Origin of the sequence: Paenibacillus lentus (genome assembly GCF_003931855.1) — a bacterium.
GTDB lineage: Bacteria > Bacillota > Bacilli > Paenibacillales > Paenibacillaceae > Fontibacillus > Fontibacillus lentus.
Genome location: NZ_CP034248.1, coordinates 1,463,666 through 1,481,231, shown reverse-complemented (window position 1 = coordinate 1,481,231; position 17,566 = coordinate 1,463,666). Strand labels below are relative to the sequence as shown.

The following is a 17,566-nucleotide window of genomic DNA, read 5'->3' as shown; positions in this document are numbered from 1 at the left end:
AAGACTAATTTTTTACTTCATAAAAAACACCCTACCTAATAAAGGTAGGGTTGAAGATCAAACTGATTTTTTATTGGTAGGTGTATTCAAGCGTGTTGCTCTCTTGACCATCAGGATTTACAATTTTAACCTGAACAACACCCGATCCTGCCGGTATTCTCGCGCCTAAACGTGTGGTCGAATTAAATATAACATTCGGCGACTCAACATCACCAAAGAATACTGTTGCTCCTCTGACATAATTATGTCCAGAGATGTATACCGTATTCCCTCCCGCTGCCGGCCCGCTGCTGATATTGAATGCTCTAATGAAAGGCGCGGGGGCCTTTGGCGGCTCCTCATAGGTAAAGTTAAATGTTGCACTTTCGCCATTGTCCAAGGTAACTACAAGAGGAACCTCTCCAGCATACTGGCTTGGTGGAGTAACAATTTTAACTCTTTTATTGCTTACATAATCAAAGGGCGTATTTGTCCCATCAATCGTTACACTCATTGTTGGCTCAAAATTAGTCCCATTAATATAAACGATCGTTCCACCAGTAGTAAGACCACTTGGAACAGACAAACTTGAAATCGTTGGCTGAGTTAGGGTATATCTGTAAGCCCCAGGCAAGGTGAATTGACCTTTATCTGGGTTTAATACGGTCACATCAACTAATCCCGTAGTCAAAGATGGCGGAACATCTACACCAATCCGTCGCGCACTGGCATAAGACTTTACTTCGGCTTCATTATCTCCGAAAAACACCCGAATTCCTCTTTGAAAATTGGAACCATTAATGTAGACAGTGTTTCCGCCAGCTGTTATTCCACTCACTTGATTTAACGAGGTAATGCTCACTGGTTCTGGCTGTGGTTCGATATATGAATAGGTAATATTTTCAACCGTTGTTTGTCCATCCGGATTCTTTATCCTCACCTGAACAACTTTTTCTTCGTCAGAGGCGGGAGTCACAATCCTCAACTGATCACTTCTCACAAAGGTCGTTGGAAGCTCGATATCATCGAACAACACAACGGCATCTCCCATGAAATTCTCTCCGTACAGTACAACTGTAGCATTTCCTGTTATCAAACCATTGTCAGGCGATATACGGTTTAGAACTGGCGCCGGAGGAGGAGGCGGTAAAATATACGTGTAGCTTGCAGGCAATATCGCTTCCTTACCATCTGGATTGATCACTTTAACATCGAACGTACCCTCTACAGTAGAAGCGGGAATTACTATCGTGATGCGATAGAGAGTATTCGATGTAACAGTCGCAGGAATATCATTCACCAGAACCTTCACACCAGACACAAATCCCGTACCTGAAATAAATGCCGTTCCCCCACCTTGTATTTCTCCCTGATTAGGGTTAATGGTATTTACAACTGGAGCAGGGTAATCTGGATAAGCATACGTATAACCTTCCGCCAGCGTTGCTTCCTCGCCATCCGGATTTACAAGTTTTACATCTACTTTGCCAGGTTGACCAGCCGGTACAATGACCTGGATTCTTTCGGTGGAAACGACTGATTTGACTTGCGCTTCATTATCACCAAAGAATACTCTTACTTCTGGATTAATTCTTTTGCCGACAATAGTTGCTGTTCCGCCGCCCTCAGGCAATCCTGTATTTAGATTAACGTTCGTAATCTCCAGCTTTGGTATTTCTGGCTCCAGGTAATTAAATCCCGAAGGAATGACCAGGGATGTACCATCTGGATTTTGTATAGTAATATCTACTAGCCCCACTTCAGTTACCGCAGGTGTTTTAAGCGACAAAAATCCAGTACGTTGCGTTGTGATTACAGCAGACTTATCGCCAAATTTGACTGTAACTCCGGGCATGAAATAATTACCGTACATGGATATCACTGTATTACCTTCCATTGGTCCTTCTGTTGGACTATAAGAACTAACTTCAGGGTCGGCCATATACTGATAGCTACCCGTAGCAAATTGATTGTCAGGGTTTTGAACCTTTACATTAACTGTCCCTTGAGAACCCGGTGGTACAATTACTCTGAGTGTTTTACTATCAACAAAATTAACGCTCCTGGCTTCATAAGTATTAAAAAATACTCGAGCTCCGTTCACAAACTTATCCCCGTTAATTTGAACCTCATTTCCACCCAGCGGATGACCAGATGGTTCAACGATCGAGGTTATCACAGGAGCTGGGAGCTTAACCTTTATTGACTTATTGCCAATAAGTTTATTACGATTCGCACCTGCGAAGTCCTTGTATGTGACGTTTGCTGCAGTTGTTGACACACTAAAAACGCCTGGATTTTGAGTCTTTGGTCTGACTTTATAAGTAAAATTCAACGTATTGTTTTTAAGCTCCAAGAAACTCCAGCTGATTTCATTACCTGACACCGTAGGCTGAGGAATATTATGTAGGTAAGAGTCTGGAACTATTTCAAAATGTTCGCTGACATAATCAGTTACTGTCACATCATACGCACTCGCAATACCGATTTCCTTTACAATAGCAGCGTAAATTTCACTGAGTCCGACGGATCCTAATACAAAATGATGGTGTGATGAGGTTGTCGCCATCTTCGTCAGCAACTGGTTAGGACCACTTGTATCCGGATTATCATTCGCATTCAGTAAGGCAATGGTATAGAATACAATACCTTGTTCTTTAGCTGCTGCTGCTCTATCCAATGCATATTCGTATGCGCTGCCGTTAGGCTCTGTGGCATCACCGTCAGTCATTAAGACAATTACCGGCTGAGCTCCTTCCCTAGGTTCTCTCATCAGCTCTGTAACAGCAGCATCAATAGCATAACCAGTTCCGGTTCCCCCACTCGCTTGAATAGTATTAACGTAAGCTTTCGCTGCATTTGCATCTGTAGTAATTGGGAACACCTTTACATTGTTACTTGAGCTATAATCTACGATACCTACGCGATGAACATTAAAGTCCATAAGATCAATAAATCCTTTAGCTGAATCCCTAGCCGCAATGATTTTATCGCCTGCCATACTACCAGACTTATCGATGATAAGTATGACATCATTGGGCCTAATCACGGATACAGGTGGAGTACCTTGAATCGTAAGCTCGACGGTTACCTCTTCCTCTGTTGTAATCTCACCAGGAGTCACTTGACGTGAAACCTGAATGTAGTCAGCAGCCGCAGATGCTGATGTTGTCATGCTGTTAAGACCAACGATAGTTAATATCAATACCATTAAAGCGGCGATACTCTGTTTAATTCGCATTTTAATCCTCCCTATTATTATTTATAGGTATCAAGCATCATGCCTGATCCTAAAGATGCTGACTCATACTTGTTTCTAAAGTTATTTCCTTTGCGCAATTGATTGATTTGATTCCCGACAATCGAATGCTGCCGGGATATCTCATTGTTGATTTGCAGTTCTAACTGGTAGCAGACACGGAGCAATTCTTGCACCTTCCCCTGTTCTTGCAATGACAAGCTGCTTATACCTACACCTTGAATATCTTTGACCAACTCAGACTGCTTCGCAACATACCCGTCGGTCATCAAGAACCATTCCTCATTCGATTGGATCTCCATTAAGTATTCTTGCGTCACATCTACCAATGCATGGGCAGCAGCCACCAATTTATTATGAGAACCCATCATTTTTGTTTCACCGTCTTAATTGCCTCATGCCAAGTATCACGCAGGTCCGTAACCATGTCGATGATCTCCTGCAACACATCCAAATCCAACTGCATGCTTGCATAGACAAGACGTTGTTTGAAATATTCATATAGAGAAAAGAGATTTTTCGAGATTTCATAGTTCATATCAAGGGTAGCCTGCAACTCATCAATAATGTTAATAGCCTTAGTGATATTTGCACTCTTACTCTTAAAATCTTTATTCTCTACTGCGATATATGTCTGCTTTAAAAAACGTATGCATCCGTTATAGAGCATCAACGTCAACTCTTCAGGTGAAGCAGTTTTAATTTGTGTCTCATAATATTGGTTTACTGCTTGCTGCACGTCTGATTACCTCTTTTCATCAATTATTGCGCCTACTACGATTTGTTGCAGTTTTTCGACTAACTCTATCATCTTTTCTGGCGGTAGCTCCCGGATGATTTCATCCGTTTCTTTGTTATAAATTTTAATTACGAGTTGCCCAGTAGAGTCATGCAGTTTGAATTCATAGCGCTGAGGCGTACCTTCAAGTGTTTTATTTACTTTATGAATCGCCTCAAGGAGCGCCTTTTCACTTACAGATAAAGGTTGTACTCTGCTTTTATCCTGTAGATCATGATAACTTGACCCCACATAACTAGGGGTAAATGATGGTTCTTTAATCTTCGCATTGGTGCTAGACAAGGAAGTAGAAGGCAAATTAGGAACCTGCATCTCAAACCCTCCTCGACTTTATTATCCCATATTCTGCAGCAAAAAGTTCAATTGGCTGTTGCTATTGGACATCGCCTTCTCCATAGCTGCAAATTGTTTGTAATAAAACTCCTCTTTTCTGTTCAGTCTATCTTCGAGTGTTTTAATCTCCAATTCCATTTTACTAGATTGTTTTCCCAATTCTGTAGTGATATCATTGTAAGAGCCACCTGCCTTGCCTGACTTCTTAGTAATATCAGTAATAGTTGTATTCAGTTGTTTATACATCTTTTGAAATAAACCTTCTTCACTACCGGTTCCAGATACACGTGTAAAAAGTGCCTCTACCTGATTCGGGTCCGCTTCAATCGCTTTTCTTAGTTTATCTTCATCCAAAACAATCTTCCCGCCAGCGGTAGCAAATTCAGCTGCATTTCCATTATAAGACGTTGTACCCAGTCCAATATCCATAGGAGAAAGATTTGTCGTTCCATCGACAGGAATGGCTTCGGATAAAAAGGAACGCATTTTTCGAGCGAAAGGTTCTAACAAGACATCATTTCTAAGTAGCCCCCTTTTTGCTAACTTCTCCCAATTCTTAACTTCCTCCTCCGCCATCTCCTTTTTCTGTTCATTTGTTAGAGGGGCATATCCTCGAGCAATTTTCTCATCCGTCAGCTTGTGCACTAAGGATATGGCTTCATTATAATTATTGACGAACTCCTTGATTTTGTTAACTATAGCATCCGTATCATTATTGTTTGTAATCGTTACTGCTGATGTAGTTGGCTGCAACAGCGTGTACGTAACCCCATCCTGCGTAAACGAATTACTGGAACGGTCAGATTCAATACCATTGATAACGACCTTAGCATCCTTTCCCGTCGGGACATCAGTGCTGTCCATCTTAATTGCCGCGAGGAAGTTGCCTTCTATATCCTGGGCATCAATTTGGGCAGCCTTACCGGTCTGCCTGGAGATAAATACGAACTGATCCGCCGAAGAATCGTAGCTCAGCGCAACTCCTGCACTGGATTGATTCACCTTGTTGATGATGCTCTGAATCGAATCGTCTTTGCTGTAGTTGATATCCACCCCATTAATCGTCATTGTTAAATTTGTTGCACCCCCTGACGGATCCAGAATGGGGGACGTATCAAAGTTATCTGCATTTTCTGCTAACGATTTGCTTAAATCGAGCCCACTACCAATAGTTGCCTTGCCTGTACTTAGCTTCTTTGCTTGTTCAGCTAAATGTTTCACCTCAATAGTCGTTGTCACTTTACCCGGATTGCTTCCACTAACTTTTACAGCATTTTCATTCGATGATGCCGCCTTAACTCCGGAAAAATCCGTACTAAAGCGCATTTTGCTGATATTGTCCCTCAGCGCCATTAATTTGGTATTTACATCCCTGTACAAATCCATACGATATTGTACAATCGTCTTATTTTGGGTCTTTTTTGTCAGAGGAATTTTTTCTGCTTTCATTAGGTCGGATACTAACAAATCAATATCCATTCCTGAAGCCATCCCAGATATACGAATAGGCATTTAATTCACCTCTCTACTAAGAATATCAATCCGAAGAGCAGCAGGCTCATAAGGCCGAGCCATGTTATAATACTTTAGTGCTTCCTCACTTTTACCAGTTACTTCATAGAAAACTCCCAGGTTGAAAGCTGCAAGAAATGAGCCCGAACCCTCGATTGAGGCATATTTCCTGGTCTCCCCGATTAGAAGCGCCTGCTCAAAAGCATTCGAGATAAGTTCCATTCTTCCGGCGTCTATATACAACAAACCGAGCTGGAACCATAAATCAGGATAATCAACATAATAATCTCGATTGCTCTCCAGCAAGTAAATCGCGTCTTCAACCAATTGAGCTTTACGTAGTACCTTGGCAAACTCCACAACCATCGCAGCATGAGATAAAGTAGGGACTCCCATAAAACGGGAAGCCTGGATGAATGCCTCGCATGCCTCTTCCAGTTCTTCAACAGATGCGTGCAATTTCCCTAGTTGGTACCACATATATCCATCAGAAGGATTTACCTTTAGATGGGTATGGTACAGGGAATGATACACCCCGTATTTCTTCTCTCGATAATTTGAATAATTATATCCAAAATGATCAATCATGATATCACTTAAATCGAATGAAGCAGTAGATTGATCCTTGTACAGCACTTCATGGACGGTACCCCAGAATCTATATCTCCCATCGTTAGGAAATAAACGTACCATCCGATGAACTCTGCGCTGTTCGCTGGACTCGTCAATATTCCGAATCATAACAGCGGCAGGTTTTTGCGAATTTTGCTGAATATAATTCATAATTTGCTCATATGTTCCTGATTGAAACCGTTCGTCCGCATCAATCACAAATATGTGACTGCCTGTCGCCTTTGAAAGAGAGTAATTCCTTGCCTTTGCAAAGTCTTCTTCCCATTCGTAGCGATAAAGTTGCACATTTTTATATGATTCAGCAATTTCAGTTGTACGGTCTGTAGAACCTGTATCAACAATTACTATTTCAATATTGTCAGGAATACTACCTATACAAGCTCTTAAATGTTGTTCCTCATTTCTAACGATCATGCATACAGATATTTCCATGGTTCACTCCTATAAGAAAGGAGTCCACTGATCAGTGGACTCCTACCGGACTTGAAGCTAATCCAATTAACGCAACAATTGCAATACGCCTTGAGGCGCTTGGTTAGCTTGAGCCAACATGGCAGTAGAAGCTTGTTGCAGGATATTGAATTTCGTATAGGCCATCATTTCTTGAGCCATGTCAGTATCACGAATCCGCGATTCTGCTGCTTGCAAGTTCTCAGCAGTTGTACCTACGTTGTTGTACATGTGCTCCAAACGGTTTTGGAATGCACCCAGTGCAGAGCGAGCAGCATTTACAGTTCCAATTGCTGTGTCAAGAGCTGCAAGTTCAGTCACAGCATTAGCTTGAGTATCTAGACTACCCAAGTTATCTGTCAGATCGCTAATTTTTGCTTTTTCCATATTAATTTCAACTTTTTCATTTTCAGTTCCACCAAGTTGAATATTAAATGTTTGTCCGCCAGAACCATCTAGCAATTTGATGCCGTTGAACTCAGCATTCGCGCCGATATCATTAATCGCGTTGATCAGCTCCGTATACTCATCGTTCATGGCAACCAAGTCACTGTCATTGTAAGTCATGGAAGAAGCTTGAGTAGCAAGTTCTTTCATACGTGTCAGCATGTCGGAAACTTCATTCATTGCACCCTCAGCTGTTTGAACAAGAGATACGCCGTCTTGAGCGTTACGCATACCTTGGTTCATCGATCTGATTTGGGCACGCATTTTCTCGGAAATCGATAGACCCGCTGCATCGTCAGCAGCACGGTTAACACGGTAACCGGAAGATAGCTTCTCAGAAGACTTACCTTGTTGAATGTTGTTCAACGTCAGGTTGCGGTGCGAGTTCATTGCGTTAAGATTGTGGTTAATAATCATTTGTTACTTCCTCCTTGAATTTTAAAATTTCACATCCTTGTGAATTAGGCATTTCGCCTTAATTTATATATCGGCTTTTCCTTACCAGAGTTTATACTAAAAATGATATTTTTTTTTTTATTTTTTTATTTTTTTTATGAAATCAAGATTTTTGGGCGCTAAACTAGCTTGTAAATTATTTGCCTGTACTTCCTCAAGCAGTTCCTTCCGCATAATAATGACGTCTGCCGGCGCCTTAATTCCAATTTTCACGCTATCCCCCTCAATAGAGGATATATAAATTTCTATATCATTATTAATTTGAATCGTCTGGCCACGCTTACGCGAGAGTACAAGCATCAATCATTCCTCCCCTCTACTTGTAGGTTCTATAAACAACGGGCTTTGGGTTTTATAATCAGTTTGTTCATGAAAAACATGCTGCAGCCCAATTTTGTCTTGAATGTTAATAATTAGAGGAGCGAGCAAATTAATCGTCGAGGCTTCAGATGGATTCTTAATGGTAACAATGCCAAGTACTAAAGTATCTTCTTCATGCTTTAGTTTTAGCTTGTTTTTTAAGCCTTCATCTAATTTAAGCTCATAATTCATATACCAATGAAATGGAGATGTCGTTATAAATGACACATTTTCATCTTCGACACTTTTTAGATATGCAAAGGGTGTATCTTCAATCGCTTCCAACATAAACCGATCCAGATGTTCAAACCCAAAAATCCCCCCCTCAAACGAGATGTCTATATTATTGAATTGACTTAACATATCATCGCCTCCAAAAAAAGCTACAGCCTTAGGCTATAGCTTTATTTTAACCATACAAATTATAATTACTAACCCACATCTCAATGCTGTTCTTATTTCTCATATAAATATTCGTCACAGCTGCCTCAAAAGTTACTTGTGGCTTTTGGGGAAGATATTCTATTTGCGTCTCATGGTCATTCCAGTTAATATTCAAGCTCGCAGGAATATACTGAAGATCCACGTTATCCGTCGAGGCCTCCCCTACGTATTGAATATTAGGCTTTTCCACGATACGATTCGCCATTATATTAGCAATTGTATTGCCTGGCTTAGTAAATTGGGCTAACTGATTCCCCTCCTCTACTATCCGGGCCACATTATTGAGAAACTCACCGTAATACTGACTCGAGACCATACGATACCATTCCAGATGATTGCCTTTTCCATAGGCCATCCAGGCTTCGGAGCTATCTATGTTCAGTTCAGCAGGGACTCTCTGAACATCCATGGCCGCCGGTGTGCTCTCAATTCTTAACTCACCCGGCGGGGACTCCATTTTCATTTGAGCTCTCTGGCTTTCTATGCCTATGGCACCATAGGTTTGCCGAATCGATAATCTAGACAGCTCCATATTGAATCACCTCTTATTAGCGTAAATAATCCAGCAAGCTCATCTGCATAATCTTAGCACTGGTTGCTAATGAGGCTTGATATACACTTTCATTTTGTTTTAATACTAGGATTGTCTCAGCGTAATCGGTGTCTTCTACTTTAGACTGCATGGAGGTTATATTCATTTCAAGATCCCCAAGACGGTTACTAATCAAATCAATCCGGTTCGTCTTAGCCCCAATCTCGGAACGGGCTTCATTTATCTTAACTAAACGATCCTTCAAATTTTCAAGTTCAGCTTGAAGTGCCGTTTTATCATCTGACCCCAAAGCAGTCTGCACTCTAGTCAAAATTGCAAATAGATTATCATCGTCGTTAGGCTCTCCAAAGATATCCTGTCCGCTAATATTTATGGACAGACCTGAACCCTCTGAAAATTTATAAAGAATACCATGAGTGTCTGTACCTTGGGTTGGAGCCAAGAGCTGATCATAGGGAGCCTGATCCGTTAATTGTCCATTAAAAATATACTTATCATTAAACTTGCTGTTGCCCAGCGATATTAATTGCTCATAGATCTGTTCTATTTCAATATTGATTGCATCCAATGCTTCTTCCGGGTTAGTCCCATTTGCAGCCCGTACAAGCAATTCATAAGCACGCTGAGAAATATCATTGATTTGCCCAACGGTTGTATCAGAGAATTCGAGCCATGAAACTGCAGATTCAGCATTTTTTTGAAGCTGGTCATTTATAGAAAGTTCACTTCGATATCTTAATGAATATGTGATGCCAACCGGGTCATCCGATGGTTTGTTCAACTTCATACCCGTTGACAATTTATTTTGGTTATGATCCATTCTAATTAAATTGGAGTTGATATTTCTCATCATCTGCAAGTTCATCATGCCCGGTGTAACCCGTAACGCCATAATAATCGCCCCCTATTCTTATCTGCCCACTATACCCATACTATTAATTACCCTATCTAGGTTCTGATCCATTGTTGTCATTAAACGTGAAGCTGCCCCATAGGCATGTTGTAGTTTTATGAGATTAGCCATCTCTTCATCCAATGATACACCACTGACTGATTGTCTTCTGTTATCGACTTGATCAACAAGCAACTGGTTGTTCTCCTGCTGTCTAAGAGCCTCTCGGCTCTGTACACCTAATTGCCCCATCATTCCCCGATAATAATCATCGAAGGTCCCTTTGGTAATTCCATTATTACTGGATATTGGATTAAATGTGAACATCTTGTCTCTCAGTCCAGACATAAGTAGAGCAAGCGTATTATTACCTTTAACCACTTGATCTCCTGTAGCAACTGTTCCAGGAATAACCCGCAACGAAGATGCAATCCTATTTGGGTCTTGTTCAATAGCAGCACTCAAGCTAAACGAAGCTGCAGTCAGCGGCCCGCCCTTCGAACTAAAAAACTCACCTGCACGTTGAGCTGGTGAAGTAAAGATATAACCCAGCTGGTGCAGACCATTAATCCCTTTCACGGTAACCGTAAGGTCGCTTGTTAAAGTTCGGTTAGCCCCAGTATAGGTTATACCATTAAATACAGTACCTTCCGGAAGTACCGATCCCGCAGGTATAGTTACTTCCACATCACCGTTCGCAATCGTATTTGCCATTTCGTTAAGCTGATCCAAATAATCCTGGACAATGGAATCTCTGGATTTGATTATTCCAAATAATTCACCACTATTTAGTCCATTGCCTGTATATGCCGCTTCCAAGCCAGCCGTCGTTACTGGATTAGCATTGTTCCCCTGTACAAGCTCCACACCGCCAAATAAAACGCGATAGTAGCTTGATTCTTCGCGCTCAACAATCACATTACCCATCTTGGATAATTCGTCGATGATGAGATCTCTTTGGTCTTTCAAGTCATTCGCATTATCCCCAAGGCCCTCGATGCGATTTATTTCATAATTCAACTGGGCAATCTGCTCTGCTAACGTATTTACATGATCAGCATTCACACTTAGGCTTCGAGTTAGGTCCGTTTGCATATCAGTGATTTTCTTGCTAGTTTCATTAAATGCATCGACCAAAGCCAGCGCATTTTCCCGCACGATTTTCCTCGAAGTAACGTTTTCAGGATCTTTACTGAATTCAGACCATGACTTCCAGAAATTATTAATTACAGTCGTTAAACCTGCATCGGATGGCTCATTAAATATCGCCTCTAATTTAGCCAGTGTCCCTGCTTGAATTTCCCAATCCCCCAATGAACGGTTTGCATTCCAGTATTGTTCGTCGAGAAATTGATCCCTTACACGTTTAATATAAGTAACTTCAACGCCTGTACCCAGTTGTCCTGGCGCAGTCGATTTATGCAAGGTAGGCACTTCTATCGGACGGGTAGCGGCAGTACCTACGATTTGTCTAGAGTAGCCTGGTGTGCTTGCATTCGCTATATTATGCCCCGTCGTATTCATACCTGCCATTTGCGTAAATAAACTTCGTTTCGCAGTTTCAATACCATGAAATGTTGATGTCATAATTCCCTCCTAAACCTAAGCCGTATTATGCTTTTGTGTCAAAATAATTATTTCTATTTGTTAATGTTGGCTGTTGATCTGTTGGTTTTCTATAAATCATATCTTCATCTACGCCAAATATTAAATTCAAGGAGAAATCAATAAAATGTAAGGATTGTTCTAATAATTCCTTTGTATGTTCATTTTGTTTTTTTAACTGCATAGTGTTATCTACTAATAAATCACGAATTTCTAACAATTCTCTTTTTTCATCTGGGTCAAAGACAAGCCGAGAAATTTCTGAAACAGTCAAATTCAACTGCGAACGGATCCCCTTCTCACTTAAAAAGGAGGTTACAGCTTCACCCCTTTGTACCTCGATATCGTCCATTTTCTTCAACAAACGATTTTCTTTTGTCATAAGCGTAGTTAAAACGAAAGAATCATTTTTAATAATTGCCTGTTGCTTTTCTTTGCCGATCTCTAACAATTGGACATGAACTTCATTCAATTTCTTTAAAGTTGAAATAATTTGATAAACACTCAACTTTGATCACCCGATTGTGTATAAGACTTAAAATACGGTACAAGCTTCTCTGCCAGCTTGCCTGCATCAACGTGATACATACTCGAGGATACTTGGGATTTCAGCTCTTCAATCCGTTCTAAGCGCCGGGGATCTTGTGCCATTTCCCGTGCCTTCAACAGCTCCATCGCCTCCGTTGAGATGGACACCTCATCCTTGCGGCGTGCTTTACGGTCTGAATCCTGACGCTGTGTTTCAATATGCCGTTGATAATTATTAAGGGCTCCAACCCGTCCTGTTTCGTTGATTTTCATGGGCTCCACCTTTCTTTCCAAATTAAAAAACCGATAATCTTTACTAAGTTTATCGGCGTAGGTTTAAACAATGTTAATAGCGAACTGTAGGTTTATTTATATTATATAACATTTTTTAGGTTCTTATAGCCTTACTGATTACGAAATTTGTCGACAGCGCTATAAGCTCCACTGTGATTACGATCATCAGCATTAGCTCGCTGAGTTCCGGCATCTCCCCGGACAGCTGCGGTGAAATCCCTCGTTAGACGAGCACGGCATGAATCGCACATGTTATTCTCGCGAATAAGAACCCCGCATACTTCGCACGGATACATCATATTTGGATTGTCAGCCACAGTAATGCGGCCCTCTTTGATAAACTTCGTAATCTGTTTAATAGAAACGTCGGTCGCTTCGGAAACTTCCTGAATGGTGGCCGTCTTCTCTTCACGTAGAAATTTGACACATTTCTCGTACTCATGCTCAATATCTTTAACACAGGCAGGACAGATGTCCCTGAAATTATTGGCGAACAGTTTGCCGCAACGCGGACAATTCCCTAAATTCATCACCATTCCCCCTACTTGTCCATCATAAAGCTGTCTATAATAATAGATTACCTCATATTTAGGGGACTCGTCCATAATTTCACACAAAAATACTGCATTCTGTAAATTTTTATGATCTTGCCCAGGTCAAACTGTAAATTTCTCCGCTAAAACCGAGCTGCCCGCAAATGTTCTGTAAAACAGCAGCACAAGCATTAATCGTGCTCCCTGTCGTATAAACATCGTCCACCAGCAGCAAACGAATAACTGCTTCATGATCAAGGCCAGTTCTACGGGTCCCCAAAATAACCCTTCCCAGCTGTTCCGTCGCATCGGGCAAAGTCTGAAATACACCTTGCATATTTATCAATCTCTCGCTTCTGCTCTTAAAGCTTTGTTTATCGGTATGCCGAGAACGCATCAATAAATTGAGCAAAGGGAGTCTGCCTCCAGCACGTCTACCTGCTAATGCCGCCCCCTTAGCCAGTTCTTCCGCCTGATTGAAGCCTCGCTCCCTCCATCTTTCCTCGCTTAGCGGAACGAAAACTACACCGTCAAGTTTAATTCCTTGAGGTTTCAGCTCCTGCTTCATCTGTTCCATGGCTCGCCCCATCATGCGTGCAAGTACCAAACTATATCCTTCATGCCCCCGATATTTGTACTGAGCCAGCCACTGACGCATGGTGCTGTTATACGCCACACTGCTGCGGTTCATGACAAAACTGCGCGGCACTCCTCCCTTACGACTGCAATCGGGACACCCGACATGACGACCACATATGTGACAGCGAGGCTCCGTAATCCATGGGATGCTCGAATAGCATGGCAAACACAATTCAGAATAGCCGGGTACACATATAGAAATCGTTTTGCCGCAAGCCAAGCAGTTGCTTCCTCCTTTGGCGAGCAATTGATGGATCGGCTTTAGCACCCCAGACCAGAACTGACCAAACATTCCCATGAAACCCCCCTCGCTCCTTTAGTAACTCCCTTCAAAACCGGCTCCAGTCTACCCACTCGCCCTGCAGCGTGTATCATACAAATCTCCTTCCCCTTGCTGCCATATTCTTTTCACTAACCTAGCCGCTCTGCCTTTTATTTGTAGCGGAGTGTCGCGTAAGGGTTGGCTAGATAAGCGTAACTTTTGCTCTAAAAAAGTCTATTGAAGCTTATATCTATATTCCAAAACAACTGATGTTCGTAAAAATTGACGTTAATCGGTTCGCTGTTCTTCCGTGCGGAGGAAGCCTTTTTTAAGAGCGATTTTGTTCATCGCTTTAATTTGCTTCACAGCTGCGCGCTGGGATACAGTCCACTCCGGAGATGCGAAAATAACAAAGCCTGCGTGATCGTCTTTGGATCGTCCGGCCCGGCCTGCCATCTGAACAAGAGACGCCTCATCAAAAAGCGCACTATCGGCATCCAAGATATATACATCGCTTTTTGGTACAGTTACCCCTCGCTCTAGAATGGTCGTCGTTACAAGAAGACGAATTTCTCCTGAACGGAAAGAAAGCACCTTCTCCGCACGATCCTCGTCTTGCGAGGAAGTGCCTGCAATTGAAAGGTCAGAAAATTTGCGTCTTAAAAGAGCAACAAAAGGCTCAATATGCTTAATGCGAGAAACAAACATAAAAATTTGCGCTCCACGTTGAATGGATTCGTATAAAGGATGCAGCAATGAGCCGGGTAACCGCTGACGCTCCAAAGCCTCCTTTACGGAATTCATGGCAATCCGCCGAGGGACGGGCAAGGGATAGCCATGGAATCGTGCAGGAACTTTAGCATGCGGCAGCTTGCCTTGCCGAATCTGACGTTGCAAAGACAATGGGGGCGTAGCTGATAAAAATATAAAGCGCCCGTCCGGCTTACAAGACGCTTCCGCGGCAAAAGCAAGCATCGGATCGTTATGATAGGGGAAGGCATCCAACTCATCGATGATTACGAGATCGAAGGCTTGATGGAACCTTAGGAGCTGGTGCGTTGTAGCCAAATAAAGCCTAGCCCGATCCCAGCGCTGCGCACTTCCTCCATACAGAACTGCCGCAGGCTCGTCAGGGAAAGCTGCAGCAATCCGCGGTGCCAGCTCAAGGACGACGTCACGCCTTGGCGTAGCTACCAGCACCAGCCCTCCCCGATCAAGCACATATTGAATCAAGGGGAAGATCATTTCTGTCTTCCCAGCCCCGGTTACAGCCCAGAGCAGAAAGCGCGGAACCTGCCATGGCGCAGCGACAGCGGTTCCCTGACGCTTGCGAGCGCCGCCATGGGGTACAGCGCTGCCAACAGGGCGCTGCATGCCGCTCAGGCCATGCCGGCGACCGCCCCCGCCGCCGGGCGCCTCGCGGCCGCGAGCCTGCGCCAGGAAGCGCAGCGCCTCCCCCGCAGCTGCGCGCTGCGCGGGGCTAAGCCCCCACCGGTCCAGCAAGGACTCGGTGGGGGAACCCCCCGTGCCGCCGCCACAGCTAGGCGGCGGCACGGCATCTGCGCTGCCGCGAAGCAGCAGCGCACAAGAGCGGCTGCGCCCCAGCGCGAGGCAGGCCTCGCAATAGGCGCAGCTGCTCAGGCCGCACGACCCGCAGGGCGTGCGGCGAGGGGCTTCGCTGCCGCAACGCCGGCAGCGGGGAGGCCGTGCCCTGCTGCGCAGCAGGGCACGGCTATGGCGGGCGGTGGCCGGGGCCACGCCCGCGGTGAGCTGTACGCGCCCCCGCAGGTGCGCGTACTGGGCGGCGGAGCGCCATGCCGGCGCCAGCTCCGGCAGGCGTTCCGCGAGGAGCTGCTGCAGCTCCGCTGCCAGCAGCGAGCGCCCCGCCAGTGCGTTCGCAAGACGTGACGCGGCATACTCCACCACCTCCGTGCCCAGTTCTCGCGTATCTAATGCCTCCGCGTCCATTATCCCTATTCCGTCCATCGTTTCCGTGTCTGGTACAGACACATCCAACACCTGTTTTTCCGATGCCCCTAGACCGGATCTCGCAACCCGCTCCATCAACTCCCCCGCCCAAGCCTGTTTTGCTCCCAGCTCTTTTTCGAGGACCCGCCCCTCCGGTGTCATCCCGCTTAATCTGGTCCATATAAGCTGCACGGATTTAAGCTCCTGGAGAAAGGAGCGCTCTCGGCTTCCTTCTTTCTCAAGCTGCTTGCCCCACTCTACTTGCACATATTCTCTCCATTCCCTAGGGCCCCACTCGTCCATCGCCTCATTATGTACAAATTCATCACGCAGGCCTATCCCCAAACCAAGAGGCAATTCATCAGCTAACAGCAGAAGGATATCCGCCCTCTGTGCATCTTTTTCATGCTCGGTTGACACTGTCCCGTGTTCGCATACCTCATCCTCCCCTTTAGCTTGGCGGTCTAAATTACTCCCTCCCGTATCACTCTGATCAAAAGCCCTCTCCCCCTTCTGTTCTCCCTGCGTCCACCACGCCAAATCAACTGCAAAATCAAGACTAACCCTTATCCCCCATCCTTTTTTACACCTGACTGCATACACGCAGATTTTCAATCTTCTCCCCTCCTTCTCTCCCTTGGCTTTTCCTATCGCAAATGCTAGATATAGATGGATTTCTTGTCACTATTTTTAACTTCTGTCCCGGACTTTTTGAAATAACTGTAATTCATGTATCTAATGCCTTTTCTTAGACATTCCTTCCCTATAAAGCTCGTTCTAACTACAAGAAATCCAGCTATTTACACACATAACAGAAGAGCAACACTTTTAAATACAACAAATCCAGCTATCCTAAAACCCTCCATACTTCTTATCAATTTCACCCTCTCGGGTTCCAATAAATATCGCAGCTAACACAGCTAACCATGCTCTTTCTCCCCCATACTAGTCACCAGCACCAACCTTGCACGCACTCAACTAGTTCAAATCACCGGCTCACAGCAATCATACTGAACCCTCGTTAATTCCTGCCTGGGCATTGGCCGCCCTCCTACTTATCAGCCACTCCTCCTTCTTCATTTCTTCTTTCTTTCATTCATATAACCCGGAATTCATCAGATTCTTTTTCATTCCTTTTTATTCTCTTGCATTTTTTCACCTCCACTTACAATCCATTGCCCCCTGCCCCTGCGTTTTTTATTCAGGAAATCCACATATATCCATCCCCGTGTACGCTCACCTGCATTTACTGCATGCATACCTGTGGCCCATGACTCTATGTACATCTGGTGTACATTCACTCGCATTCACCTGATTACACTTACTTAAACTTCACTCCCCTACATTTGCCACATGCATAACGGTGTGCCCCATAACTGCTATGTACTGCTACTGCATTCACCTACGCTACGTACGTTCATCCCCTACATTTCACCTCATTCACTTATACACGCTTACGCACACACCTCACTCTCCTACATTCACCCACCTTCGCCTGTATACACTAACGTACACTTCAACCCTTACACTCATCTCATCCAGCTACGTCAATTCACTCAACTGCATGCATTCACCTACTTAACGTACATCCCTGTACATTCATGGCCTCACCTAAGCATT

At 43.9% G+C, this 17,566-nt stretch carries 17 protein-coding genes; all 17 read right to left on the bottom strand.

Annotation, left to right across the window (positions count from 1 at the left end; all coding sequences use genetic code 11):
* Positions 1-70: 70 nt before the first annotated feature.
* Positions 71-3,220, bottom strand: coding sequence for an IPT/TIG domain-containing protein (locus tag EIM92_RS06635; protein WP_125082012.1), 3,150 nt, complete (start codon positions 3,218-3,220; stop codon positions 71-73).
* 17 nt (positions 3,221-3,237) lie between these two features.
* Complete coding sequence (locus EIM92_RS06630; protein ID WP_125082011.1) at positions 3,238-3,609, bottom strand: hypothetical protein; 372 nt, start codon at positions 3,607-3,609, stop codon at positions 3,238-3,240.
* Complete coding sequence (gene fliS / locus EIM92_RS06625) at positions 3,606-3,977, bottom strand: flagellar export chaperone FliS (RefSeq protein WP_125082010.1); 372 nt, start codon at positions 3,975-3,977, stop codon at positions 3,606-3,608. Before fliS ends, EIM92_RS06630 begins: the two co-directional genes overlap by 4 nt.
* 6 nt (positions 3,978-3,983) lie before the next feature.
* Positions 3,984-4,349: a flagellar protein FlaG gene (locus EIM92_RS06620; protein ID WP_125082009.1), complete on the bottom strand. Its 366-nt coding sequence runs from the start codon at positions 4,347-4,349 to the stop codon at positions 3,984-3,986.
* 21 nt (positions 4,350-4,370) lie between these two features.
* Positions 4,371-5,882: a flagellar filament capping protein FliD gene (gene fliD / locus EIM92_RS06615; protein ID WP_125082008.1), complete on the bottom strand. Its 1,512-nt coding sequence runs from the start codon at positions 5,880-5,882 to the stop codon at positions 4,371-4,373.
* Complete coding sequence (locus EIM92_RS06610) at positions 5,883-6,947, bottom strand: glycosyltransferase family 2 protein (protein WP_125082007.1); 1,065 nt, start codon at positions 6,945-6,947, stop codon at positions 5,883-5,885.
* Positions 6,948-7,013: 66 nt separating this feature from the next.
* A complete protein-coding gene (locus tag EIM92_RS06605) occupies positions 7,014-7,829 on the bottom strand; it encodes a flagellin N-terminal helical domain-containing protein (protein WP_125082006.1) in 816 nt (271 codons plus the stop codon).
* A gap of 117 nt (positions 7,830-7,946) precedes the next feature.
* On the bottom strand, positions 7,947-8,168 hold the full coding sequence (gene csrA / locus EIM92_RS06600; protein WP_125085040.1) for a carbon storage regulator CsrA: 222 nt from the start codon (positions 8,166-8,168) through the stop codon (positions 7,947-7,949).
* Positions 8,169-8,171: 3 nt separating this feature from the next.
* Positions 8,172-8,591, bottom strand: coding sequence for a flagellar assembly protein FliW (gene fliW, locus EIM92_RS06595; protein ID WP_125082005.1), 420 nt, complete (start codon positions 8,589-8,591; stop codon positions 8,172-8,174).
* A gap of 46 nt (positions 8,592-8,637) precedes the next feature.
* Positions 8,638-9,204 (bottom strand): DUF6470 family protein, encoded by a 567-nt coding sequence (locus EIM92_RS06590; protein ID WP_125082004.1) that lies wholly within the window; start codon positions 9,202-9,204, stop codon positions 8,638-8,640.
* Positions 9,205-9,220: 16 nt separating this feature from the next.
* Entirely contained in the window at positions 9,221-10,117 is an 897-nt protein-coding gene (gene flgL / locus EIM92_RS06585; RefSeq protein WP_125082003.1) for a flagellar hook-associated protein FlgL, read from the bottom strand.
* Positions 10,118-10,135: 18 nt separating this feature from the next.
* Positions 10,136-11,704 carry a flagellar hook-associated protein FlgK gene (flgK, locus tag EIM92_RS06580; RefSeq protein WP_125082002.1) on the bottom strand — a complete coding sequence of 523 codons (1,569 nt, stop codon included), beginning with the start codon at positions 11,702-11,704 and terminating at the stop codon, positions 10,136-10,138.
* A gap of 25 nt (positions 11,705-11,729) precedes the next feature.
* Positions 11,730-12,230, bottom strand: coding sequence for a flagellar protein FlgN (locus EIM92_RS06575; protein WP_125082001.1), 501 nt, complete (start codon positions 12,228-12,230; stop codon positions 11,730-11,732).
* Positions 12,227-12,523: a flagellar biosynthesis anti-sigma factor FlgM gene (locus EIM92_RS06570; protein ID WP_125082000.1), complete on the bottom strand. Its 297-nt coding sequence runs from the start codon at positions 12,521-12,523 to the stop codon at positions 12,227-12,229. The genes EIM92_RS06575 and EIM92_RS06570 overlap by 4 nt, the downstream gene beginning before the upstream one ends.
* Before the next feature lie 131 nt (positions 12,524-12,654).
* Positions 12,655-13,074 (bottom strand): TIGR03826 family flagellar region protein, encoded by a 420-nt coding sequence (locus tag EIM92_RS06565; protein ID WP_125081999.1) that lies wholly within the window; start codon positions 13,072-13,074, stop codon positions 12,655-12,657.
* A 109-nt stretch (positions 13,075-13,183) separates the two neighbouring features.
* Positions 13,184-14,014 carry a ComFC family protein gene (locus EIM92_RS06560; protein WP_246021225.1) on the bottom strand — a complete coding sequence of 277 codons (831 nt, stop codon included), beginning with the start codon at positions 14,012-14,014 and terminating at the stop codon, positions 13,184-13,186.
* Positions 14,015-14,266: 252 nt separating this feature from the next.
* Positions 14,267-16,561, bottom strand: coding sequence for an ATP-dependent helicase ComFA (locus EIM92_RS06555; protein WP_246021224.1), 2,295 nt, complete (start codon positions 16,559-16,561; stop codon positions 14,267-14,269).
* Positions 16,562-17,566: the final 1,005 nt, after the last annotated feature.

Bases quoted from the DNA above. Each gene is read 5' to 3' on its own strand.
- EIM92_RS06635 (WP_125082012.1), bottom strand. From the start codon at position 3,220: ATGCGAATTAAACAGAGTATCGCCGCTTTAATGGTATTGATATTAACT.
- EIM92_RS06630 (WP_125082011.1), bottom strand. From the start codon at position 3,609: ATGATGGGTTCTCATAATAAATTGGTGGCTGCTGCCCATGCATTGGTA.
- EIM92_RS06620 (WP_125082009.1), bottom strand. From the start codon at position 4,349: ATGCAGGTTCCTAATTTGCCTTCTACTTCCTTGTCTAGCACCAATGCG.
- fliD (WP_125082008.1), bottom strand. From the start codon at position 5,882: ATGCCTATTCGTATATCTGGGATGGCTTCAGGAATGGATATTGATTTG.
- EIM92_RS06610 (WP_125082007.1), bottom strand. From the start codon at position 6,947: ATGGAAATATCTGTATGCATGATCGTTAGAAATGAGGAACAACATTTA.
- EIM92_RS06605 (WP_125082006.1), bottom strand. From the start codon at position 7,829: ATGATTATTAACCACAATCTTAACGCAATGAACTCGCACCGCAACCTG.
- csrA (WP_125085040.1), bottom strand. From the start codon at position 8,168: ATGCTTGTACTCTCGCGTAAGCGTGGCCAGACGATTCAAATTAATAAT.
- fliW (WP_125082005.1), bottom strand. From the start codon at position 8,591: ATGTTAAGTCAATTCAATAATATAGACATCTCGTTTGAGGGGGGGATT.
- EIM92_RS06590 (WP_125082004.1), bottom strand. From the start codon at position 9,204: ATGGAGCTGTCTAGATTATCGATTCGGCAAACCTATGGTGCCATAGGC.
- flgL (WP_125082003.1), bottom strand. From the start codon at position 10,117: ATGGCGTTACGGGTTACACCGGGCATGATGAACTTGCAGATGATGAGA.
- flgK (WP_125082002.1), bottom strand. From the start codon at position 11,704: ATGACATCAACATTTCATGGTATTGAAACTGCGAAACGAAGTTTATTT.
- EIM92_RS06570 (WP_125082000.1), bottom strand. From the start codon at position 12,523: ATGAAAATCAACGAAACAGGACGGGTTGGAGCCCTTAATAATTATCAA.
- EIM92_RS06565 (WP_125081999.1), bottom strand. From the start codon at position 13,074: ATGAATTTAGGGAATTGTCCGCGTTGCGGCAAACTGTTCGCCAATAAT.
- EIM92_RS06560 (WP_246021225.1), bottom strand. From the start codon at position 14,014: ATGGGAATGTTTGGTCAGTTCTGGTCTGGGGTGCTAAAGCCGATCCAT.